Source organism: Gordonia sp. GN26 (assembly GCF_054823965.1).
The window spans coordinates 20,920-41,918 of sequence record NZ_JSYC01000058.1 but is presented as its reverse complement, the minus strand read 5'-3'; the positions used below and the strand labels follow the sequence as shown (position 1 = coordinate 41,918).

The 20,999-nt window shown below is 67.5% G+C and carries 23 protein-coding genes; 17 read left to right on the top strand and 6 right to left on the bottom strand.

Translation table 11 applies throughout. The features are described from left to right. Positions 1-427 (top strand): GTP 3',8-cyclase MoaA family protein (locus tag OK17_RS14065; protein ID WP_461417810.1); only part of this gene is annotated, 427 nt, incomplete at its 5' end. After that, complete coding sequence (locus OK17_RS14060) at positions 420-704, top strand: MoaD/ThiS family protein (RefSeq protein ID WP_006865129.1); 285 nt, start codon at positions 420-422, stop codon at positions 702-704. The genes OK17_RS14065 and OK17_RS14060, both read left to right, overlap by 8 nt. A gap of 207 nt (positions 705-911) precedes the next feature. On the opposite strand, the gene OK17_RS14055 is transcribed toward OK17_RS14060, so the two are convergent. From OK17_RS14055 to OK17_RS14035, 5 genes are read right to left on the bottom strand one after another with little or no spacing between them, the layout of a single operon-like run. Next, positions 912-2,033: an XdhC family protein gene (locus OK17_RS14055; protein WP_461417812.1), complete on the bottom strand. Its 1,122-nt coding sequence runs from the start codon at positions 2,031-2,033 to the stop codon at positions 912-914. Positions 2,034-2,047: 14 nt separating this feature from the next. After that, entirely contained in the window at positions 2,048-2,716 is a 669-nt protein-coding gene (locus tag OK17_RS14050; protein WP_461417809.1) for an SRPBCC family protein, read from the bottom strand. 36 nt (positions 2,717-2,752) lie between these two features. Beyond that, positions 2,753-5,110 (bottom strand): xanthine dehydrogenase family protein molybdopterin-binding subunit, encoded by a 2,358-nt coding sequence (locus OK17_RS14045; protein ID WP_461417808.1) that lies wholly within the window; start codon positions 5,108-5,110, stop codon positions 2,753-2,755. Continuing rightward, the gene (locus OK17_RS14040) at positions 5,107-5,583 is read right to left on the bottom strand and encodes a (2Fe-2S)-binding protein (RefSeq protein ID WP_232718007.1); all 477 of its coding nucleotides are present in this window, start codon (positions 5,581-5,583) and stop codon (positions 5,107-5,109) included. The genes OK17_RS14045 and OK17_RS14040 overlap by 4 nt, the downstream gene beginning before the upstream one ends. Next, entirely contained in the window at positions 5,580-6,437 is an 858-nt protein-coding gene (locus tag OK17_RS14035) for an FAD binding domain-containing protein (protein ID WP_461417807.1), read from the bottom strand. Before OK17_RS14035 ends, OK17_RS14040 begins: the two co-directional genes overlap by 4 nt. 323 nt (positions 6,438-6,760) lie before the next feature. Here OK17_RS14035 and OK17_RS14030 point away from each other — a divergent pair, with 323 nt between their 5' ends. The 12 genes from OK17_RS14030 to OK17_RS13975 all read left to right on the top strand — a co-directional run bounded on the left by OK17_RS14030 (position 6,761) and on the right by OK17_RS13975 (position 16,707). Further along, entirely contained in the window at positions 6,761-7,306 is a 546-nt protein-coding gene (locus tag OK17_RS14030; protein WP_232718009.1) for an aromatic-ring-hydroxylating dioxygenase subunit beta, read from the top strand. 37 nt (positions 7,307-7,343) lie between these two features. Then, entirely contained in the window at positions 7,344-8,735 is a 1,392-nt protein-coding gene (locus OK17_RS14025; protein WP_232718010.1) for an aromatic ring-hydroxylating oxygenase subunit alpha, read from the top strand. Further along, positions 8,732-9,421, top strand: a complete 690-nt coding sequence (locus OK17_RS14020; RefSeq protein WP_269785053.1) for an isochorismatase family protein — start codon at positions 8,732-8,734, stop codon at positions 9,419-9,421. The genes OK17_RS14025 and OK17_RS14020 overlap by 4 nt, the downstream gene beginning before the upstream one ends. Further along, positions 9,418-10,680 carry an NADH-ubiquinone oxidoreductase-F iron-sulfur binding region domain-containing protein gene (locus tag OK17_RS14015; protein WP_461417806.1) on the top strand — a complete coding sequence of 421 codons (1,263 nt, stop codon included), beginning with the start codon at positions 9,418-9,420 and terminating at the stop codon, positions 10,678-10,680. Before OK17_RS14020 ends, OK17_RS14015 begins: the two co-directional genes overlap by 4 nt. Further along, positions 10,680-10,874 carry a ferredoxin gene (locus OK17_RS14010; protein WP_006865119.1) on the top strand — a complete coding sequence of 65 codons (195 nt, stop codon included), beginning with the start codon at positions 10,680-10,682 and terminating at the stop codon, positions 10,872-10,874. Before OK17_RS14015 ends, OK17_RS14010 begins: the two co-directional genes overlap by 1 nt. A gap of 57 nt (positions 10,875-10,931) precedes the next feature. After that, the gene (locus OK17_RS14005) at positions 10,932-11,702 is read left to right on the top strand and encodes an SDR family oxidoreductase (RefSeq protein ID WP_232718013.1); all 771 of its coding nucleotides are present in this window, start codon (positions 10,932-10,934) and stop codon (positions 11,700-11,702) included. 65 nt (positions 11,703-11,767) lie between these two features. After that, on the top strand, positions 11,768-12,781 hold the full coding sequence (locus tag OK17_RS14000; RefSeq protein WP_006865117.1) for a M29 family metallopeptidase: 1,014 nt from the start codon (positions 11,768-11,770) through the stop codon (positions 12,779-12,781). Beyond that, positions 12,778-13,923 (top strand): DODA-type extradiol aromatic ring-opening family dioxygenase, encoded by a 1,146-nt coding sequence (locus OK17_RS13995; RefSeq protein ID WP_461417805.1) that lies wholly within the window; start codon positions 12,778-12,780, stop codon positions 13,921-13,923. Before OK17_RS14000 ends, OK17_RS13995 begins: the two co-directional genes overlap by 4 nt. After that, positions 13,920-14,813: a nitrilase-related carbon-nitrogen hydrolase gene (locus OK17_RS13990; RefSeq protein ID WP_006865115.1), complete on the top strand. Its 894-nt coding sequence runs from the start codon at positions 13,920-13,922 to the stop codon at positions 14,811-14,813. The genes OK17_RS13995 and OK17_RS13990 overlap by 4 nt, the downstream gene beginning before the upstream one ends. Then, positions 14,810-15,085, top strand: a complete 276-nt coding sequence (locus OK17_RS13985) for a hypothetical protein (RefSeq protein WP_461417804.1) — start codon at positions 14,810-14,812, stop codon at positions 15,083-15,085. Before OK17_RS13990 ends, OK17_RS13985 begins: the two co-directional genes overlap by 4 nt. Beyond that, complete coding sequence (locus tag OK17_RS13980; protein WP_461417803.1) at positions 15,082-15,885, top strand: GntR family transcriptional regulator; 804 nt, start codon at positions 15,082-15,084, stop codon at positions 15,883-15,885. The genes OK17_RS13985 and OK17_RS13980 overlap by 4 nt, the downstream gene beginning before the upstream one ends. Before the next feature lie 72 nt (positions 15,886-15,957). Beyond that, on the top strand, positions 15,958-16,707 hold the full coding sequence (locus OK17_RS13975) for a maleate cis-trans isomerase family protein (protein WP_461417802.1): 750 nt from the start codon (positions 15,958-15,960) through the stop codon (positions 16,705-16,707). A 46-nt stretch (positions 16,708-16,753) separates the two neighbouring features. Here OK17_RS13975 and OK17_RS13970 read toward each other — a convergent pair whose 3' ends face one another. Then, complete coding sequence (locus tag OK17_RS13970; RefSeq protein ID WP_232718017.1) at positions 16,754-17,572, bottom strand: GntR family transcriptional regulator; 819 nt, start codon at positions 17,570-17,572, stop codon at positions 16,754-16,756. 255 nt (positions 17,573-17,827) lie between these two features. Here OK17_RS13970 and OK17_RS13965 point away from each other — a divergent pair, with 255 nt between their 5' ends. The 3 genes from OK17_RS13965 to OK17_RS13955 all read left to right on the top strand — a co-directional run bounded on the left by OK17_RS13965 (position 17,828) and on the right by OK17_RS13955 (position 20,988). Then, positions 17,828-19,234, top strand: coding sequence for a purine-cytosine permease family protein (locus OK17_RS13965; protein WP_232718018.1), 1,407 nt, complete (start codon positions 17,828-17,830; stop codon positions 19,232-19,234). A gap of 199 nt (positions 19,235-19,433) precedes the next feature. Next, a complete protein-coding gene (locus OK17_RS13960) occupies positions 19,434-20,243 on the top strand; it encodes an SDR family NAD(P)-dependent oxidoreductase (protein ID WP_461417801.1) in 810 nt (269 codons plus the stop codon). Beyond that, positions 20,230-20,988 (top strand): SDR family NAD(P)-dependent oxidoreductase, encoded by a 759-nt coding sequence (locus tag OK17_RS13955; protein WP_461417800.1) that lies wholly within the window; start codon positions 20,230-20,232, stop codon positions 20,986-20,988. The genes OK17_RS13960 and OK17_RS13955 overlap by 14 nt, the downstream gene beginning before the upstream one ends. The last annotated feature ends 11 nt before the right edge of the window (positions 20,989-20,999 follow it).

The window sequence follows — 20,999 nt, the reverse complement described above, 5'->3', positions numbered from 1 at the left end:
CATCGAACAGATGCCCCTCGACGCCGACCAGACGTGGACCCGCGACCAGATGGTGTCGGCGCAGGAGCTGCTCGACGTCCTCGGCACGCGGTTCACACTGACCCCGACCGGTCGGGAAGACCCGTCCGCGCCGGCCGAACGGTGGCTCGTCGACGGCGGCCCCGCGACGGTGGGCATCATCGCCTCGGTCACCCGGTCGTTCTGCTCGGACTGCGACCGCACCCGGCTCACCGCCGAGGGCACCGTCCGGTCGTGTCTGTTCAGCGACGACGAGACCGACCTGCGGGCGGCGTTGCGCGGCAACGCCACCGACGACGACATCGCCGACCTGTGGCGTGGCGCCATGTGGAACAAATGGGCCGGACACGGAGTCGCAGCAGCGGACTTCGTTCCCCCGCAACGGAGTATGGGAGCTATCGGTGGCTGACGGCACGAAAGCGGTTGAGGTGCGCTACTTCGCAGCGGCGGAGGCGGTCACCGGGATCCGGTCGGAGGTCGTCCACCTGACCGCCCGCGCCGATCTCCGCGAACTGCGCACCGTGCTCGTCGACCGGCACGGCCCCGACCTGGGTCGCATCCTCGCGGTGGCGGGTTACCTGCTCGGCCCCGCCGCCGACGGCCGGGGCGACGGCGAGTTCACCCGCGAGCTGTCGACGAAGGTCGGCGCCCGCGTCGACGTGATGCCCCCGTTCGCCGGGGGTTAGACACGCCAGCGGGACAGGCACACCCGTAGAACTGACGCCCGGGGGACAGCACCACACCCGACGGCCGATTATGCCGGGAACAGGCAAACCCGAGATGATTACTGCCCCAACCTGATACACCCGAGAATGGATTCTGCCCCCGGGGACAGACACACCCGGGGGCAGAAGGTTCATGAGCCGGCCCAGCCGGCGGTGGGTAAAACCGGCTCAGCCGGGGGTGAGCGCGGGCACCACGGACCGGTGGATCGGTCCGTCGACGCGGCCGAGCGGGCTGCCGGTGCCGCCGCGGCGCTGGGCGATGATCTCGGCCAGGATCGAGATCGCGGTCTCCTCCGGGGTCACCGCACCCAGGTCCAGGCCGATGGGGGAGGACAGGCGGGCGAGCTCGTCGTCGGTGACCCCGGCGGCGCGCAGCCGCGCGAGACGATCGTGGTGGGTGCGGCGGCTGCCCATCGCACCGACATAACCGGCGCCGGAACGCAGCGCGACCGTCAGCGCCGGCACGTCGAACTTGGGGTCGTGGGTGAGCACGCAGATCAGCGTCGACGCCGAGATGGGTTGTGATTCCAGGTATGTGTGCGGCCACATGGTGACGACCTCGTCGGCCTCGGGGAACCGTTCGGGGGTCGCGAACACCGGCCGGGCGTCGCACAGGGTGACCCGGTAGCCCAGCGCCTTGGCCGACCGGATGAGGGCGCGGGAGAAGTCGACGGCGCCGAACACCATCAGGTGCGGCGGCTGCGCGGTCGACGAGATCAGCACGCTCAGATCGGATTCGAGGCAGTTGCCGGTGACGCCCATGTCGACCGTGACCGCCGACCCGGCCTCGAGGTGCCGGCGGGCCTGCTTGATGACCTCCGCGTCGAGAAGGGGATTGCCGAGGGTGCCGGCGACCTGGTCGCCGACGGTCACGATGGTGCGGCCCTGGAGCTCACCCGCCGAGACGATGGTGGCCACGGAGACCGGCACGGTCTCGGGCAGCGGGTCGGCGATGGCCGACAGGCCCGGCAGATCGGCGCGACCGGCCGGGTGGACGAGAACCCGCATCGAGCCGCCGCACATCAAGCCGATGGAGCCGGCCTCGTCGTCGTCGATGGCGTAGGTGCGGATCACCGGCACCCGGGTGTCGAGGACGTCCAGGGCCTCGTGGAAGATGTCGCTTTCGACGCAGCCGCCGGAAATGCTTCCGGCGACCGCGCCGTCGCGGGACACGGCCATGATGCTGCCGACGGGGAGCGGTATCGATCCCTGCGAGGAGATGACGGTGGCGATCGCGCAGTCGATGTCTGCGTCATGCCACCGGCTGATCGTCCCCAATACGTCGCGCATCATGGCCGAATCCCCTATCCGCGCTTGGTGAGACGGCCGAGGAGGAAGCCGAGGCCCAGGGTGACGAGCACCGCGGCGGCGACCTTGATGACCTTGTCGCGGTCGGGGCCCAGGACGCTGACGAGGTCCAGCGGCTCGGCCTCGGCCGGCTTGGCGACGGTCTTCGGCGCCGCCGCGGCCGCAGCCGGGGCCGCAGTGGCCGAAGCAGCAGCCGGAGCGGCGGTCTCCTCGGCCGGGGCCGGCTCGTCGAACTGGGTGGCCAGGTTCTTGGCGAACTGGCTGACGATCTTGCCGCCGATGTCCTCCAGGGCGCCGCGACCGAACTGGGCCGGGCGGCCGGTGATCGCGAGGTCGGTCTCGACGAGAGCGTCGGTGTTGGAGCCGTTCTCGGTCAGGGTGAGGGTGACGGTGGCGTTGACCGTGCCCGCGCCGCGGTTCTCCTTGCCGGCGCCCTCGATGACCAGGCGGTGCTTCTCGTCGTCGCGTTCGACGAAGCGGCCCTTCATCTTGTAGCTCATCTGGATGGCGCCGACCTTGACCTTCACCCGACCGGCGATGTCATCGCCTTCGAAGGAGTCCAGCGTGGCGCCGGGCATGCACGGGGCGACGCGTTCGGGATCGTTGAGGAATTTCCACGCCTCGTCGATTCCGGCCGGAACCGAGAAAGTGTTTTCGAGAATCATGTTGTCTGCCTTGCTTTTCTAGATGGCTGGTGCAAATCAGCGGGTCAGGCCGGCCTTGTCGAGCAGCGTCCACACCCGGGTCGGGGACATGGGCAGCGCGACCAGGTTCTCGGCGATCTCCGGGACGGCGTTCGCCACGGCGTTGGCGATGGCCGCGGGTGGCGGGATGGTGCCGCTCTCGCCGACACCCTTGTAGCCGCCCGGGGTGATCGCGCTCGGATGGACGGTGTGCTCCATCTCGATCTCGGGGATGTCTTCCGACGCCGGCAGCAGGTAGTCGAGGTAGGTGGTCGTCAGCGGCTGTCCCGCATCGGAGTACACGACCTCTTCCAGCAGTGCCGTGCCGAAGCCCATGGCGACGCCGCCGACGATCTGGCCTTCGACGATCATCGGGTTGACCAGCACGCCGGCGTCGTGGACCAGCCAGTAGTTCTCGACGTCGACCTTGCCGGTGTCGAGGTCGACGGCGACCTGCGCGGCGTGGGTGGCGTAGCCGTAGGTGATGCTCGGCGGGTCGTACTCGCCGAGCTCCTCGAGGGCGATCTTGTCGCTGTCGCCGCGGCCCCAGCCCATCCAGCCGCGGTGGGCGACTTCCTGCCACGTCGCCGACGCCGACCCGTCGAGGGTGGAGAACTTGTCCCCGTCGAAGGTGACGTTGTCGCGCTCGGTCTTGAGCGTGTTCGCGGCGAGCGTCTGGATGCGGTCGCGCAGCCGGGTGGCGGCGTCGAACAGTGCCGGACCACCGATGGTCAGCGCGCGGCTGGCCTGCGAGGCCATGTTGGCGAACGGCGAGACCGCGGTGTCACCGAGCTGGACCGAGACGCGGTCGAGGGGGATCTCGAGCACGTCGGCGGCGATCTGCGCGAAGGCCGTCTCGACGCCCTGACCGATCGCGGTCAGACCCGAGAACACCGTGACCGAACCGTCCTCGTTGACCCGGACCTTGCTGGAATCCCAGGTGCTCCAGTGGATTCCGAAGACCTCGGTGAGGGCGGTGGGGGCGAAGCCGGTGATCTCGGTGAACGAGGCGTAGCCGATTCCGCGACGCACCCGGTCGGTCGAGGTGGTGTTCTTGCCCTCGGCCATCGCCACCGCACGCTGCAGGGACTCGGGGTAGTCGCCGGAGTCGTACGGCATCTGCAGGCGCGTGACGAACGGCAGCTCCTCTTCGGTGAGCATGTTCCGGCGACGCAGTTCCACCGGATCGATGCCCATCACGCGGGCGGCCTCGTCCACCAGGCGCTCACGCACGTAGGTGGCCTCCTGCATGCCGTAGCCGCGGTACGCGCCGGTCGGGACGGCGTTGGTGTACCAGGCGGTCACCGTCGCGCCGGCCGCGTCGGCGTACTTGTACGGACCCTCGACCATCAGACCCGACACCTGGAAGGGGCCGGTGCCGCCGGTGCCGGTGCACGAGTGCGCGCCGACATCGCCGTGCAGGTCGACGTGCAGGGCCAGGAACTTGCCGTCGGCGTCGAGGGCGAGACGGGCGCGGTCGAGCTGGCCGCGACCCTGGTAGCTGGACACCAGGGCCTCGGAGCGGTCCTCGATCCACTTGATCTTGGCGCCGAGGGTCTTGGCGGCCAGGCACACGAACGCCTCGTCGGGGAAGAGCAGCGTCTTGAGCCCGAACGCGCCACCCACGTCGGGGGCGACGACGCGCACCTGGTCGGCGCGCAGGCGCAGCGCCTTGGCGACGTCCTGGCGGACCATGTGCGGCACCTGGGTGCTCGAGTGGATGGTCATCTGCCCGGTCGCCGGAATCCACTCGGCGAGGATGCCGCGCGCTTCCATCGAGTTGTGGCTGATGCGGGGGATGGTGAACACCCGGTCGATGACCGTGTGCGCCTTGGCGAAGGCCTCCTCCAGGGCGTCGACGGGATCACCGAAGTGGATCTGGCCGACCTGGTTGGAGCCGAGTTCGGGATGCACCAGCGGGGCACCCTCGGCGCGGGCCTCCTCGATGGAGACGATCGCCTGGGTCTCCTCGAAGTCGAGCTCGATGAGTTCCAGGGCGTCCTCGGCGGCCGCGCGGCTCTCGGCGACGACGATGGCCAGCGGCTGGCCGACGTAGCGGATCTGCCGGTCGAACAGGACGAAGTCGACCTCCTGCTGGCCGGGGATGAGCCACGGCGCGGGCAGGGTGTCGAGGCCGGCCTCGAGCTCGTCGGGGCCGAGCACCAAGCGGACCGACGGCTCGGCCATGGCCTCGGTGGCGTCGAAGCCGGTGACGCGGCCGGCGGCGATCGGGCTGCGCAGCACCGCGGCGTGCAGTGCGTCGGTGGCCTTGATGTCGTCGACGTACCAGCCCTGTCCGGCGAGCATGCGGTCGTCCTGGACACGCGGGACCGACGCGCCGATCAGTGCGTTCTGGTTGGTTTCCGTGGGGGTCATTCGGAGGCCTCCGTCCAGGTCTTGCGGATCGCCGAGCGGATGCCGGTGTAACCGGTGCAGCGGCAGACGTGTCCACCGAGAACCTCGGTCTCGGTGTCTTCGACCGTGCGCCCGCAACGCTGGGCCGCGGTCACGCTCATCAGGATGCCGGGGGTGCAGAAACCGCACTGCAGGCCGTGCTCGTCCTTCATCGCCTTCTGGAAGCAGGACAGCTCGCCCTCGTCGGCCAGCGATTCGACGGTCTCGACCGTCGCGCCGTCGGCCTGCACGGCCAGCATCAGGCACGACCGGACCGGGGTGCCGTCGACGAGGATGGTGCAGGCGCCGCAGACGCCCTGCTCGCAGCCGACGTGGGTGCCGGTCAGGTCCTCGTCGTGGCGGAGGAAGTCACTCAGCAGAGTGCGGACCGGAACCGTTCTGGTGCACTCGGATCCGTTCAGCGTGAACGTGATCGACTTGGTCGGTTCGGTCATTTCTGCTCCTCGTCAAGCGTGGACAAAATACGACGGACGAGGGACCGGAGGAGTCCTCGCCGGTAGGCGGCGGTGCCGTGGATGTCGGTGGGCGGGTTGGCCTCACCGGCGGCCGCGGTCGCGGCGTCTTCGGTGGCCTCGGCGATGGACCGGCCGACGAGCGCGGCCTCGAGCGCGGGGAGGCGCTGCGGGATGTCGGCGACACCGGCGGCGGCCGCACGCGCACTCGCCACGACGCCGTCCCGCACCGACAGGCCCAGGCACAGGCCGGCGAACGGGAAATCGCCCTGGCGGCGGGAGATTTCGTCGTAGACGAAGGTCATGCCGGCCTCGCGCGGGAAGTCCACCGAGACCAGCAGCTCATCGGCTTCCTTCGAGGTGGTGAAGGTGGACTCGAAGAACTCCTCGGCCGATACCGACCGGGTGCCGGTCTTCGAGCGGAGGTTGATCGTCGCGCCGAGGGCGACGGCGACGGTGGGCATCTCCGCGGACGGGTCCGCGTGGCTGAGCGTGCCGCCGATGGTGGTGCGGGCCCGGATCTGCGGGTGGGCGACGTAGGACGCTGCCGTCGCGAGGATCGGCAGGGCCGCGGCGACGTCGGGATCGTGCTCGATGGTGGCCAGACGGACGGTGGCACCGACGGTCACCTTGTCGGCGGACACGACGATGCCGTCGAGGCCGTCCACGCGGTTGATGTCGATGATCAGCTCGGGCCGGGCGAATCTCATGTTGAGCAGTGGCATCAGGCTCTGGCCGCCCGCCAGGAGCGATGCACCGTCCTGAGCATCGGAGAGCAGATCGAGGACTTCTTCGACCGAGGAAGGGGCGACGTAGTCGAACGGAGGCGGTTTCATAGTGGGTCCCTCGCGTGTGTAGCGGTTCGTTTGGGCTGACTGGGGGAGCACTGCATGGGGCGGGATCGGTCGAGAAACGTTGCGACGACCGAACTTTGGGTGACCTAACTAAAGTGTATGTAGCTTTGGATACAGTTAGGATGAGGGGAAACCTCCGGCGGCGCAAGTCTTCGGCCGATATTCGTTCCGGAGGTATTCCGTCCGCGACAGACAAAATTGTGACGGGCGTGTAACAGAACTCGGCGCCCCCTTGCGGGGGTCGCGAACTGTATGCAGACTCTGCATGCATCCAAAATTGTATTCAGTTACGAGGAGGTCTCCGGGTGGAAGACTCGCCGGCAACATCGAAGCCGCCGCTGTCCATTGCGGACCCGCGCCACATCGAGGCAGTCGATTTCTTGATGTTCGAGTGCGAACTGCTGGACGACTACAACGAGCGCGAGTGGCTCAGCACCATGGTCAGCCCGGACATCGTCTATCAGGTTCCCGTCCGCGAGACGGTCGAACGAGCGCGTGGCAAGGGGTTCACCGAGTCGACGTTTCATCTGAACGAGACGCTCGGCTCGCTCAACTCACGGGTGGCCCGTGGTGAGACGAAGTACGCGTGGGCCGAGGACCCGCCGTCGCGCGTGCGTCACTTCGTCTCCAACATCCGTACCCGTGAGCACGAAGACGGCGACCATCTGTTGCGGGTCAAGAGCAACGTGCTGATCTACCGCACGCGTCAGGAACAGACCACGCCGCAGATGCTCTCCGGCGAGCGTGACGACATCCTGCGTCGTGAGGACGGCCGATGGCGCCTGCTCAAGCGGGTCGTCTATCTCGATCTGACCGTCATCGGTACGCACAACCTCTCATTGTTCTTCTAGCACCACTTCCCAGCTCTTCCAGCCCAGGAGCATTCTGATGAAGCCCACACCAGCCCAGTCCGCGTTGTCGCCGCGGGTGCAGAGTCTGATGGACGAGATCGAGGCCGGTCTCCCCGAAGGCCGCATCCCGTCCGCCATCTTCGGAAACCCCGAGGTCTACCAGGCCGAACTGCGCAAGATCTTCGGCCGCAGCTGGGTCTACATGGCCCACGAGTCGGAGATCGCCGCCAACGGCGACTACGTCCTGCGCAAGATCGGCGAGGACTCGTTCATCGTGTCCCGTGACGAGCAGGGCAAGGTCAACGTCCTGTTCGACGCCTGCCGGCACCGCGGCGTCCAGATCTGCCGCTCGGACTCCGGTAACTCCTCGCACTTCCGTTGCCCGTACCACGGCTGGACCTACTCCGCCGACGGCGAGCTCGTCGGAGCCCCGCTGTGGAAGAACGCCTTCGGCAACATGAAGAAGTCGGAGAACGGGCTGGCCAGGGCCGCGCAGGTCGAGTCCTTCCACGGCCTGATCTTCGCCACGCTCGACGCCTCGGCGCCCCCGCTGCGGGAATACCTCGGCGGCATGGCCTGGTACCTCGACCTGGTGTTCGGTCTCGACAAGGACGGCGTCGAGGTGCTCGGTGCGCCGCAGCGGTTCGTCGTCGACGCCAACTGGAAGTCCGGTGCGGACAACTTCTCCGGCGACGACTACCACCTCGGCACGCTGCACAAGTCGGTGTGGAGCATCGGCGCGTTCCCGGTTCCCTTCAGCGAGAACATGATGGGCTACCACATCCAGGCCTCGCCGGGTCACTCGCTGTCGTTCTCGATGGCCGAGTACGCCGACGAGCCGGGCCCCAACTTCTTCGGTTTCCCGGAGGACCTCGCGGCCACCTTCAAGGGCTCCGACATCAGCCCCGAGCAGCTCGAGGTCGCCCGTCGCTCACGCGTTTTCGTGGGCAACGTCTTCCCGAACTTCTCGATCCTCGCCCTGCCGATGACCGAGGACGGCGCCAACCACGCGCCGACCGGTGTGCTCACGATCCGCACCTGGCAGCCCAAGGGCCCGGGCCAGATCGAGATCTGGAACTACTTCATCGGCTACAAGAACATGACCCCGGAGCAGAAGGACCGCACCTACCGTGCCGGCCTGGGCACGTTCTCGCTCGGCGGTGCCTTCGAGATGGACGACACCGAGCCGTGGCTGACCGTGGCCAAGAACGGCAGCTCGGTGGCCGCCGAACTGCTCGACTTCGACCTGAACTACCAGATGGGCATGCCCGGTGTCGGCATCGCCACCGAGGTGGACCCCGACGACTGGCCCGGCCCCGGAAAGGTCTTCTGGACCCGGTACGAGGAAGGCGTGCAGCGCAACATGTACAGCTTCTACGCCGACATGATGCGGGCCGAGCCGGGGGAGTGGCCGGAGTTCGAGTTTTGAGCGCCGACCTCGCCACCGCTGACTCCGCCGGCACCGAAACCGCTGCCGCCGAAGCGGAATCGCAGTTGCGTGAACGCTACCGGCGCGGTGGCCTCCTCGGCCGGCTGACGCCGGGCACCTCGCCCGCCGTGGTGGTCGTCGACCTGCAGTTCGGGTTCACCGAACCGCAGTACGGCCCCGGCTGCGACCTCGACGCGGTGGTCGATGCGACGAACGATCTGCTCGCCGCCGCCCGCGCGGCCGGTGTGCCGATCATCTTCACCACCATCGCGTTTCCCGTCGACAACGACGGCATCGGCGGCACCTGGCTGCAGAAGATGCCGGCGATGAAGGAACTGCGCGAAGGGACGCGACCGGTGGAGATCGACTCGCGGCTCGGGATGCGCGAGGGCGAACACCTGGTGGTCAAGCAGACCGCCTCGGCGTTCGCCTACACCGGGCTCGCCGAGCTGCTGCGGGAGCTGGGTGCCGACAGCGTGATCGTCACGGGTGCAACGACATCCGGATGTGTCCGGGCAACAGCAGTCGATGCCTGCGCCGCCGATTTCCCCACCTTCGTGGTGCGGGAATGCGTCGGCGACCGGGAAGCGGCGCCGCACGACGCCTCGCTGCTGGACATCGACGCCAAGTACGGCGACGTCATTGACGTGCAGGAAGCAATTCGAATGGTCAGGAGCGTGGGATGACAACAACTTTACGGCCCGTCTTGTATCGCGCCGCCGACATCATTCCGCCTGCCGAGGTCGTCGACGGGACGCGGGCGCGTCTGGTCGTGCCGGGCGTGGAGCAGGACGGCTGGGGACTGGACGACGAACGCCGCCTCGGCGCCTTCGCCGGGCCGGTCGAACGCGACGTCATACTGCATGAACTGGAGATCTCCGGTCTGCGCGGACGCGGCGGAGCGGGCTTCCCGGTCTTCCGCAAGTGGAGCACCGTGGCCGCGGCACCCGGCGACTGCGTCGTGGTCGCCAACGGACACGAGGGCGAGCCGGCCTCGTCGAAGGACCGCTGGCTGCTGACGCGCCGTCCGCACCTGGTCCTCGACGGCCTGCTGATCGCGGCGGCCACCGTCGGTGCGTCGGAGGCCATCGTCTGTGTGTCCCACGAGGATGCGGCGTCGTCGGTCGAGGCCGCGATCGCCGACCTCGACCAGGCCGGCCTGGTGCCGGAGGGGCTCACCCTGCGGGTGTTCCGGACCAGCATGAGCTACGTCGCCGGTGAGGAATCGGCGATCTGCCAGGCGATCAACGGTGGTCCGGCGTTGCCGACCAGCAAGCCGCCGCGGCCCTTCGAAGCGGGTGTCCGTGGTCTGCCGACGCTGATCAACAACGTCGAGTCGCTGGCGCACGCGGCCTGGATCCGCATCCACGGTGGAGCCGAATTCGCCTCGGTCGGAACGCAGACCGCCAAGGGGACCGCGCTGTTCACCGTCACCGGCGACCTCGAACGGCCCGGCGTCTACGAGATGGAACTGGGCCGGCCCGTCTCCGACCTGATCACCGCCGCGGGCGGCTCGGTCGAGAACGTCAGGGGTCTGCTCGTCGGTGGCTGGTTCGGCGGTGTCCTGGACGCCTCGGCGGTCGCGCTGCCGTGCTGTTACGACGCGTTCGCGGCGGCGGGCGGCGGACTGGGCTGCGCGGCGGTGACCGTGCTGGGCCCCGAGGACGACGTTCTGGAGACGGCCACCGAACTGGCCGCCTGGTACCAGATGGAGTCGGCCAAGCAGTGCGGCGTCTGCGTCAGCGGAACCGGTGCCATCGCCCGGACCCTGCGCCAGATCAGCCGCGGTGTCGCCCAGCCGGACGCCACCGAGAAGTTGATGAGGTGGGGCTCGACACTCAGCGGTCGAGGTGCCTGCAGCTTCATCGACGGAGCCTCCGCACTGGCCCGCAGTGCGGGGCTGGAACTGACCCGCCGTGAAGGCGCCGAGAAGGGAGACCGGTGATGCGAGTTGCGGTCGATGCAACCAAATGTGACGGCTACGGAACGTGTTTCGACATGTGCCCGTCGGTCTTCCGGTCGGACGAATGGGGTTATGCGTCGGTAGAGGGTGACGGAACCGTCCCCGCCGGCGACGAAGGCAATGCGCGACGGGCGATCTCGCTCTGCGCCGAGCAGGCGATCCGCGAGATCTCCTGACCGGCACCGGCGGAAGCCGTCGCCGACAGCGAGCGAACATCAACAAAGGAGTCATCGGTGTATTTGGGTTTGGACAACGGGGTTGCACTCGTCACGGCAGCCTCCCGGGGTATCGGCCGGGCGACCGCCGAACGTCTGGCCACCGAGGGAATGACGGTGATCGCTCTCTCGCGTAGCGGAGGCGAGCCGGAGAAGTTCGACGACGGACAGATCGTGCCCTGGCAGGCCGACCTCTCCGAGAGCGGGGCCACCGCCGGCCTCGTCGAGGAGATCGTGGAGCAGTACGGGAGTCTCGACGTCGTCGTCCTCAACACCCCCGGCCCCAAGATCACGCCCGTGCTCGACTCCACCTGGGAGGACTGGGAAGCCGCGCACGACACGCTGCTGCGTCCGGTGGTCCAGCTGGCGCTCGACGCCGGACGGCAGATGCGGGAGCAGAAGTCGGGTGCGATCGTGCTGATCTCGTCGACCTGGGTCCGCCAGCCGGCGCCCGGCGGCGTGCTCTCGGCTTCGTACCGCTCGGCGGCGTCGGCGTTCATGAAGTCGCTCGCCACCGAACTGGCCCCCTTCGGTGTGCGGGTCAACCAGGTGATGCCCGGCGCCACCGGCACCGACCGGATGAAGAACATCGTCGAGTCGAAGTCGGCCGGCAACGGCACCACCGTCGATCAGGAGATCGAGAAGATCGTCAAGGACATCCCGCTCGGCCGCTGGGCCGAGGCCGCCGAGATCGCCGACACCATCGCCTTCGTCGTGTCGCCGCGGGCGTCCTTCATGACCGGCAACGCCGTCGCCGTCGATGGGGGAGCGGTCCGCGCCGCTCACTGACGAACCCCGCGAATTCGTCAACAACACAGAACATCTGACCGAACGTCGAACAGAGGAATCCAGAAATGCCGAAGACCCTGACCGAGAACTTCGTCGAGCAGTTCAAGCTCTGCAAGGTGACCGCATCCGAGACCGTCGGCATCATCGCCGAGCTCGGCCAGAAGGAGGAGTATGTCTCCGCCGCGGTCGCCGCCGCACGTCAGCTCGGCGCCAGCGCTCTCGTCCTGCACGCATCGAGTCTGTCGAATCCGAACCTGCCGCCCTACGAGGCGGACGGCCGTGAGGTCGCCCCGCTGCTGGCCGCGGCCGGCGAGTGCGACATCGTCATCGACGTCACCGTCGGTGGCCTCATCCACTCCGACGTTCGTACCCGCATCACCGGCAACGGCAAGCGGATGCTGTTCGTCGCCGAGCCCAACGACGTCCTCGAGCGTCTCGCCGGCAACATCGAACTGCGCGAGGCCGTGGAGAACGGCGGCAACAAGCTCCGTGCCGGCAGCACCCTGCACGTGACCAGCGCGGCCGGCACCGACCTGACCGCGGACATCTCCGGCGAGAACCTGCCGATCACCCACCAGTGGGGCTACGTCGACGAGCCGGGTCGCTGGGACCACTGGCCGTCCGGCTTCGTCGCCTGCTTCCCGAACGACCGCACCGCCGAGGGCCGCATCGTCCTGCAGCCGGGCGACGCCCTGATCCCGTGGCAGCGCTACGTCCGCGACACCGTGACCATCGAGGTCGAGAAGGGCTTCATCCAGGAGATCAAGGGCGACGGTGCCGACGCACACGTGCTGCGCGACTACTTCGAGGCATGGAACGACAGCGAGGTGTGGGCACTGAGCCACATGGGCTGGGGCCTGCTCGAGCGTGCCCGCTGGTCGGCGTTCGACGTCTACGACCCGCGCTCGCTGTACGGCCAGGAACTGCGTTCCACCGCAGGCAACTTCATGTGGTCGACCGGTTCCAACCGGTTCGCCAACCGCGAGACCCCGGCACACCTCGACGTGCCGATGCGCAACTGCACGGTCGAGATCGACGGCGTCGCCGTGGTCCGGGACGGAAAGCTGGTCAGCGAATGAGTGTCGACAAGAGCTCCATCGAGCGCGCCATCCTCGAGATGGCCAAGGACACCGACCTTCTCGCATCGGTGAAGGCCAGCCCCGAGCGGGCGCCGGAACTGCTGGGCATCGACGCCGAATGGGCCGAGACCATCCTGTCCGGCAACCGCGACCGGCTGCGTGCCATCGGTCTCAACGACGGTGTCACCATCCTGGTCAGCCGCTGGTTCAACGATGACCTCGGCGACGCCGCGAGCACCGGCGGTTTCATCGTCGACGACAGCATCCCGGTCCCGACGCCGGACCTGCCGCGCAACCTCGTGTTCGCCGGTGGCTGTTCGCATGTGCCGGACCTGCTGGCCCGTCCCGAGATCGACCCGCCGGAGGCCGTCGAGCGTCTGCTCGCCGGCTACGAGAAGCTCGCCCGTGACATCGCGGCCGCCGATCCCGACGTCATCCTGGTGTCGGCCGACTGCCACTTCCAGAGCTTCAACACCGGGCATTTCGTCCTGGGTGTCGGCGACGAGCACGTCGGCTCGATGGAGTTCTTCAAGCGCCCCGATCTCGATCTGCAGCTGACCGGTCACCGCGAGTTCGCCACCGAGCTGGCCCGCGTCGTCCGCGCTCACGGGCTGGAAGTCGAAGAGGCACAGAAGGTCGAGCTCGACCACGGGCTCATCGTCCCGCTGCGACTGCTGCTGCCGCGGCCGGACCTGCCGGTCATCCCGATCATCACCCAGCCGGCCCGCTCGTTCTCGCCGTTCAACGCACGCGAGTTCGGTGTGGCGATGCGCGACGCGATCGAGAACTCCGGTCTCAAGGTCGCGGTCCTGGCCACCGGTGGCCTGTCGCACTGGCTCGACCCCGGCCACTTCGGCGGCGTCGACGTCGAGTTCGACACCTACCTGCTGAAGCTGCTGGCGACCGGACGCGGTCTGGACATGTGCTCGCTCGAGCCGTATCCGCTTCTCGCACACGGCCAGTACGAGATCATGAACTGGATGATCATGCTCGGCATCACCGGTCCGGGTGTGTTCGGCGACGTGTACAGCTACGAGCCGATGGAGGCCTCCGGCGGCGGCTGGACCGTGGTGAACATGGACCTCGACGCGGCGGCTGCGAAGGCTGCGGCCGCGAACAGCGCCGCAGGCGTCTCGTCATGACGGAGACGACGGGACGGTCGCTCAAGGTCGGCCTGACGCAGTGGCACGCCACCACCGACATCGACGCCAACCTCGCCGTCGCCGTCTCGCTGGTCGAGCAGGCGGCGGACGGGGGCGCGGCGTTGGTCGTGCTGCCGGAGAACGGCCTGATGCTCGGCTCGAACGTCCAGATGCGTGCCTCGGCGTTCACCGAGGACGGCCCGGCCATCGCGGCGCTGGCCGAGGTGGCCGCGCGGCGCGGGGTGTCGGTGATCGTCGGCGGCATGAAGAACCAGACCGCCGACGGGGTCGTCAACTCCGCCATCGTGATCGACTCCGACGGGACCGTCGCCGGTCGATACGACAAGCTGCACCTGTTCGACGCGAACATCGGGGGCCAGTCCTTCGAGGCGTCGTCGGTGGAGAAGCCGGGGTCGGAGCTGGCCGTGCTCGACATCGACGGCGTGCGTGTCGGATTGACCATCTGCTACGACGTGCGCTTCCCGGAGTTGTTCCGGGCGCTCGCGCTCGCCGGCGCCGAGGTCCTGCTGGTGCCTGCCGCTTTCGTCCAGTCGACCGGGGAAGCCCACTGGCACACCCTGTTGCGGGCGCGGGCGATCGAGAACCTGGCGTACGTCGTCGCACCGGCCACGGTGCGTTCGCCGTCGCCGGAGTACACCGACGCGTTCCCGACCTACGGTCATGCGCTCGCCGTCTCCCCGTGGGGCGAGGTCATGGCCGATCTGGGCGAGAGCCCGGCGGCGGTCGAGGTGGTCACGCTGGACCTCGACGCCGTGGAAGCGGCACGCGCGAAGCTCTCGGTGCTGCGGGGTGTCCGCGGTCCGGAGATCTATGGTTCGGAACCGAAGGTCATCTCGGTGACGAGCCGGACGGTAGGAGTGAACGCATGAGTGACGAAGGCATCGCAGGCCAGGAGTCGGTCGCAGCGCAGCTGCCGACCGGCGTCGAGCGCGCGGAGGAATGGGACGGCATCGGCAACGAGTTCGCCGGTGTCCAGTTCCGAAAGGTGTGGACACGCAACGGGGCTCGGCTCCAGCTGTACGTCCCCAAGACGGACGCGACAGTCCTCCTCGACGCGATGGCGCTCGAGGTGCTGGCCGAGCAGACGCCGGAGTTCTTCACCCACCTGATCGCCACCCGTCTGGGGTCCGAGGATGCGTGACATCGGTGGGCGCTCGGGGTAGCGCCGTCGAGACCGCGTACCAGGCACTCCGTGAACGCATAGTCTCCGGCTCGTATGAACCGGGATTCGCGTTCTCGCAGGTGCAACTGGCGCGCGAGCTCGAACTCTCCCGTACGCCACTCCGCGAGGCGCTGCAGCGACTCGAGGCCGAAGGCCTCGTGGTCAGCCAGGCGAATCGCGGAGTGGTGGTGGCGCCGATCGACCTCGCTGATCTCGAGGCGTCCTACGCGCTGCGGCTCCTCGTCGAGCCCGCGGTGGTGTCGGCGATCCTCGGGCGGGTCACCCCTGCGGATCTCGACGAGATGCGACAGGCCCTGGCGGCCATGGGGAAGAACGACCTGAGCTCGCGGACATTTCAGTTGGCCCACTGGGACTTCCACCGTGCACTCCTGAAGCGGTGTCCGCCCGGGGTCGAGACGATGATCGAATCGCAGCTGACCCAGATCGATCGGCATCAGCGCCTGTACTTCTCCCGTCCGGTCGCCGTCTCCGACGTGATGGTGACCGACAGGAAGTTCCTCGAGGCCGTCGAGGCCGGTGACGCCGGCTCGGCCCGGGACGTCCTCACGTTCCATCTGCTCGACACCGCGTTGGGCGTGATCGCCACCGGCGATCCGGGCCATCGCTTCTGCTCGCTGCCGATCGCGATCCGCGGGCAGGCGTTCGGACTCGGCGGTCTCGACGATCTGCGGGCGGGGCGGCAAGCCCAGATCTCGTGGCGTCATCCCACGACGGATGTGGTCCGGGAACTCGAGACGACGCACCTGCGCGTCGTCTGAGGCCCGGGCAATCCAGTTCATGCCGGCCCGCCGGGGTCGGTCCGTAATGAATTATTTTGTTAGGCAGGCATTATGACGAACAACTACCGCATCGGGATGATCGTTCCGAGCTCCAACACCACGATGGAGACCGAGATCCCGGCGATGCTTCGCGCTCGCGAGGAGATCCGGCCCGAACGGTTCACCTTCCATTCCTCGCGCATGCGCATGAAGAAGGTGACGCCGGAAGAGTTGACCGCGATGGACAACGACTCGCTGCGGTGCGCGGCGGAGTTGGCCGACGCCCGCGTCGACGTGATGGCCTACGCCTGCCTGGTCGCGATCATGTCGCAGGGCCTGCGCTACCACACGTGCGCCGAACCGAAGCTCGCCCAGGTGGCCAAGGAGGAGAGCGGGGAGGACATCCCGGTCCTGTCCTCGGCCGGTGCCCTGACCGAGGCCCTGACCCATCTCGGGGTCAAGAAGATCGCGGTCGTGACCCCGTACATGAAGCCGCTGACCGAGACGGTGTGCGAGTACATCGCCCACGAGGGGTTCACCGTGGTCGATTCGCTCAGCCTGGAGGTCGCCGACAACCTCGAGGTCGGGCGACTGAACCCCGAGAACCTGATCGAGCACGTCAAGAAGGTCGACACCAGCGACGCAGATGCGTTGGTGCTCAGCGCATGTGTGCAGATGCCGTCGCTGCCGGTGCTCGACACCGTGCAGCAGCAGTTCGACATCCCGGTGCTCACCGCGTCCGCGGCCACCACGTGGCGGATTCTCAACCGGCTGGGTCTCGACCCGGTCGTGCCGCGTGCCGGTGCGTTGCTCGCTCCCTGACAGACGAAAGCCGCGGTCCCCGGTGCGAACCGGGGACCGCGGTTTGTCATTTGGGTGCGTAGGTGAGGATCAGGTTCGACGTCGTCCGTTCCGGCAGGACCTCGTCGTGGTCGAGCCAGTAGATACGTGCGGGCCGGGGAACACGGCCCGCGTCGTCGTGCTCGAGGACGATGTCGCGGCCCTTGAGCGCGACGAGCAGGGAATCGAACTCGTGGTCGGGATCGGCATCGAGGACGAGTCCCAGCGCCGCATCGATGAGATGGAATTCCAGCACGCGACGGGCCGAGCCCGTGCGGCGCTCGGTGATCGCGTCGAGGAGGTCTTGATCGAGCTCGATGAAGTCCTCCGGTGCCCGGTGATGCGAGAGGTACACGCTCTGATGCCGGTAGATCATGGTGTACAGGTTCTGCGTGAGGTCCGCGAAGGACTTCGGGTAGCGGACGCGGATCACGTCGTGGAACGCCAGATGTGCCTCTTGGAACCTCCTGCTGTGATCGCGGTGGTCGCGCATGTCGCGCAACGCCGTCTGCATCTGGTCGATGTCGGCGTCGGACAGCGACTCGAGCACCGCGGCGACGGTCGGCGGCTCGAGCAGGATGCGCAGGGCGTAACTCTGTTCGGTCTCGGAATTGACGATCGGGGCGACGTGGACGCCGCGGTTGGCGGTCGAGACCAGGAGCCCGTCGGCCTCCAGGCGTTGGAACGCCTCGCGAAGCGGGGTGCGGCTGACCTTGAACTCCGCCGCCAGTTGTTCCTGCGACATGCGCTGCCCGGGGAAGTACTTGCCGGCGACGATGCGATCCCGAAGTGCGGTGCAGAGTTCATCAACCGTTGTTCCGGACCGCGTCTTCGGACTGCTGGCCACTCGCCCCGCCTTTCTGCCGGCGTTGCCGACTGTATTCAACATTGTCCCCAAAGTATCAAAAACGTGCCGGATGACAAGGCTTTCCTAACTCGATCCGACTCAGTGGGAACCTCGGCGGCGTTGCGCGCCAGGGGAAGTCGCAATCAGGGCGTGAGGTGTAACGCAACTGTTACACGAAAGACTTACCTCGGGCGGGTCCTTCGTACACACTGATCGCACTGTATTCAAAACTGTGTGCAAAACCGGAGGTAATCGATGCCAGCTTTGCCGGCAAGTCCCCCCACCGAACACTCGGAACACGAGGGTTCGGACGCCAACTTCAGTACCGCCGCGGTCCCGAACTCCATGCGGCTGGGTCGTTGGCAGGTGACCATGTCGTACTGGTCCCTGTTGTCGGCGATGGTCTGGCTCTTCTACGGCGCACTCGCGGCCAGCCTGTACGGAACCGTGAACGCGATCATCGCCGTCGTGGTGTCGACGGTCCTCTACGGTGCCGTCAGCATCGTCATGACCCGCCTCGGAATCCGCTACGGACTCAACACCACCATGCTCACGAAGGCGATCTTCGGACGCTGGGGTGCGACCCTCACCGCACTGCTGGTGGCGGCGACCGTGCTCTACTACGCGATCTTCGAGAGCAGCACGCTCGCGGTCGCGTTCCAGGTGTACTTCGAGGCCGGCGACATCCGGATCTGGTACGCCGTGGTGGTGCTCGGCATGCTGCCGCTCATGCTGGGGCGCGTCCAGGACTGGATGGCGAAGCTGAACGGATACCTCTTGCCGTTCTACTTCATCGGTCTGATCGTCGTCATCGTCGCTGCAGCAGTGAAGTTCGACTCCGGATCGTGGACGAGCTTCGAGGGCGTCGTCCCCGACGAGGGCCGTGCGCTGCCCGGTTGGCTGCTGGGTGTGGTCCTCTACCTGGGCATCCTCATCACGATGCCGACCACCGTCGACTTCGCACGATTCGCGAAGAAGGAAGACGAACGGTTCCACGAGAACGTCACCTTCGGCTGGGTCTTCTACGCTGTGCTGTTCATCATCAACGGCGTGGCCGGCATCTTCCTGGTGCAGGTGGCCCTGCCGACCGAGCCGGCGTCGGAGATCGGTGTCGTCCAGGCAGTCCTCATGAGCGCTGGACTCTTCGGCCTGCTGTTCATCGTCATCTCGCAGACCCGCGTGAACACCCTGAACTACTACCAGTCGACGACGAACTTCGAGCGAATCCTCAGCACCTTCACCAAGATCCGCCTGCCGCATGCGGCGTGGGTGGCTGCCGTGGCGGTTGTGGTCTTCCTGCTCATGCTGACCGACGTGTTCAGCTACGTGCAGACCGCGCTGAATTGGCAGGGCGTGTTCGTCGTGGGCTGGGTCGGTGTCGTCCTCACCCACTTCGCCCTGAACGCCCGCGACCGCGCCTTCGGGCCGAAGGTCGACGACGCGCGGTTGCCCCGCCTGGGCTGGGGTCTGATCGCCTGGATCGTGCCGTCGATCGTGGGTGTCATCCTGCTGGAGAGCTCCACGGTTCCGGCGATCTGGAACCAGTCGGCGCAGCTGGTCGTCTTGTTCTCGTCCATCGTCCTCTACGCCGTGGGTTACCTGGTGGCGTCGAAGCGAGACGAGAAGGACAGTACGACTGTCGGATCCGGTCTCGGGAACTGACGACGGGGCGCCGGAAGTGGCCCGGTCCGGGACTGCTAGAATCAACGAAATGCATTGCCCGGTAGGGGTTTCCGCGACACAACGGTCCGCCTGACGGACGAAGAAGGAACGCCTCGCCATGCATGTGGCGAGGCGTTCTGTCTCGGAGCGCCAACGCGTACGGGCGGTGGATCGAAGCAATGAGAGAAAGGCAAACAAAATGAGTGCTCTGAGCGATCAGGTCATCGTGTTCACCGGCGCGGGCGCGGGTATCGGCCGGTCGGTCGTGTCGCGCTACATCAACGAGGGCGCGCGGGTCGTCGCCGTCGACATCTCCTCCGCCGTGGAGAGTCTGCGAGATGAGTTCGGTGACAAGGTCATTCCGCTCGTCGCCGACGTGAGCACCTGGGAGGGCAACCTCGCGGCGGCCAATGCCGCCACGGAGGCCTGGGGCAAGATCGACGTCTTCGTCGGTAACGCCGGGATCACCGACGCCGCCCGCCCGCTCGAGGACATCCCCGGTGATCGTCTGGGTGCGGCCTTCGGCGAACTCTTCGGAGTCAACGTCCTGGCGCCGATGCTGGGTGTGCGGGCCTGCCTCGACGAGCTCATCAAGTCGCAGGGCAACGCCATCCTGACCGGGTCGTACGCGAGCTCGAACGCCGGCGGTGGTGGTGCGCTCTACACCGCGTCGAAGCATGCGGTTCTGGGTCTGGTCAAGCAGCTCGCCTACGAACTCGCACCGGACGTTCGCGTCAACGGCGTGGCGCCGGGCGTCGCACCCACGCGCCTCAAGGGCACCGGATCGCTGGGGCAGGCCGCAGCCGACTCGGTCCTCGACGGAACCCGCGAAGCGCTTCCGCTGCAGGAGGTCTCGGGTGTGGACGCCTACAACGAGGTGTTCACCCTGCTGGCCTCGCGCGTCGGCACCGCCGCGATGACCGGCACGATGGTCTCGGTCGACAGCGGTCTGTCGATCCGCGGTATCGGCAAGCCCGGCGGACGTGTGCGCCGCGATGGCGACAACTGATCTCGAGGGGCGCGTCGCCCTGGTGACCGGTGCCCGCCGCGGCATCGGCTTCGCCATCGCGACCGCCCTGCTCGAACATGGTGCGTCGGTCGTCGTCGGCGGTCGGAACCCGGCCCAGTTCGGCGACCTGCAGCAACGCCTGGAACAGATCGCGCCGGGACGCGTGTACGGATGCGCCGCGGACCTCACCACCGAGGCCGGCCGGGCCGCACTCGTCGGCGCGGCGCCGAAGGTCGACATCCTGGTCAACAACGCGGGCGGTTTCACCGACGTCGTGGACACCCTGACGTCGACGGAAGACGAGTGGAATCAACAGCTCCATCTCAATCTGACCGTTCCGTTCCTGCTCTGCCAGGCCGTGCTGCCGCAGATGATCGACCGCAAGTGGGGTCGGATCATCAACATCGGCTCGGTGGTCGTCGCGGCACCGCAACTGGGTAACGCGATCGGATACGTGGCCGCCAAGTCCGGTCTGGTCGGGTTCACCAAACAACTGGCGGCGGAGGTCGCATCCCACGGGGTCACCGCCAACGTCATCAATCCCGGGACGATCAAGACCGAACATCTCGGCGAGTACTTCGAAGCGTCCGGGGTCACCGAGGAGTCGATCGCGTCGGGTATCGCGGTCGGCCGGCTCGGTCGTCCCGGTGAGATCGCTGCGGCGGTGCCCTTCCTGGCATCGGAGCAGGGGAGTTTCACCACCGGCGCGGTCATCGACATCAACGGAGGCGCGGTCAGTGCCTGAGAGGAACGAGC

Coding starts and splice junctions, on each gene's coding strand:
- OK17_RS13965 (WP_232718018.1), top strand. CDS start 17,828: ATGCCAGCTTTGCCGGCAAGTCCCCCCACCGAACACTCGGAACACGAG.
- OK17_RS13990 (WP_006865115.1), top strand. CDS start 13,920: ATGACGGAGACGACGGGACGGTCGCTCAAGGTCGGCCTGACGCAGTGG.
- OK17_RS13995 (WP_461417805.1), top strand. CDS start 12,778: ATGAGTGTCGACAAGAGCTCCATCGAGCGCGCCATCCTCGAGATGGCC.
- OK17_RS13985 (WP_461417804.1), top strand. CDS start 14,810: ATGAGTGACGAAGGCATCGCAGGCCAGGAGTCGGTCGCAGCGCAGCTG.
- OK17_RS14025 (WP_232718010.1), top strand. CDS start 7,344: ATGAAGCCCACACCAGCCCAGTCCGCGTTGTCGCCGCGGGTGCAGAGT.
- OK17_RS14035 (WP_461417807.1), bottom strand. CDS start 6,437: ATGAAACCGCCTCCGTTCGACTACGTCGCCCCTTCCTCGGTCGAAGAA.
- OK17_RS13960 (WP_461417801.1), top strand. CDS start 19,434: ATGAGTGCTCTGAGCGATCAGGTCATCGTGTTCACCGGCGCGGGCGCG.
- OK17_RS14010 (WP_006865119.1), top strand. CDS start 10,680: ATGCGAGTTGCGGTCGATGCAACCAAATGTGACGGCTACGGAACGTGT.
- OK17_RS14000 (WP_006865117.1), top strand. CDS start 11,768: ATGCCGAAGACCCTGACCGAGAACTTCGTCGAGCAGTTCAAGCTCTGC.
- OK17_RS14045 (WP_461417808.1), bottom strand. CDS start 5,110: ATGACCCCCACGGAAACCAACCAGAACGCACTGATCGGCGCGTCGGTC.
- OK17_RS14050 (WP_461417809.1), bottom strand. CDS start 2,716: ATGATTCTCGAAAACACTTTCTCGGTTCCGGCCGGAATCGACGAGGCG.
- OK17_RS13955 (WP_461417800.1), top strand. CDS start 20,230: ATGGCGACAACTGATCTCGAGGGGCGCGTCGCCCTGGTGACCGGTGCC.
- OK17_RS14040 (WP_232718007.1), bottom strand. CDS start 5,583: ATGACCGAACCGACCAAGTCGATCACGTTCACGCTGAACGGATCCGAG.
- OK17_RS14055 (WP_461417812.1), bottom strand. CDS start 2,033: ATGCGCGACGTATTGGGGACGATCAGCCGGTGGCATGACGCAGACATC.
- OK17_RS13975 (WP_461417802.1), top strand. CDS start 15,958: ATGACGAACAACTACCGCATCGGGATGATCGTTCCGAGCTCCAACACC.
- OK17_RS14015 (WP_461417806.1), top strand. CDS start 9,418: ATGACAACAACTTTACGGCCCGTCTTGTATCGCGCCGCCGACATCATT.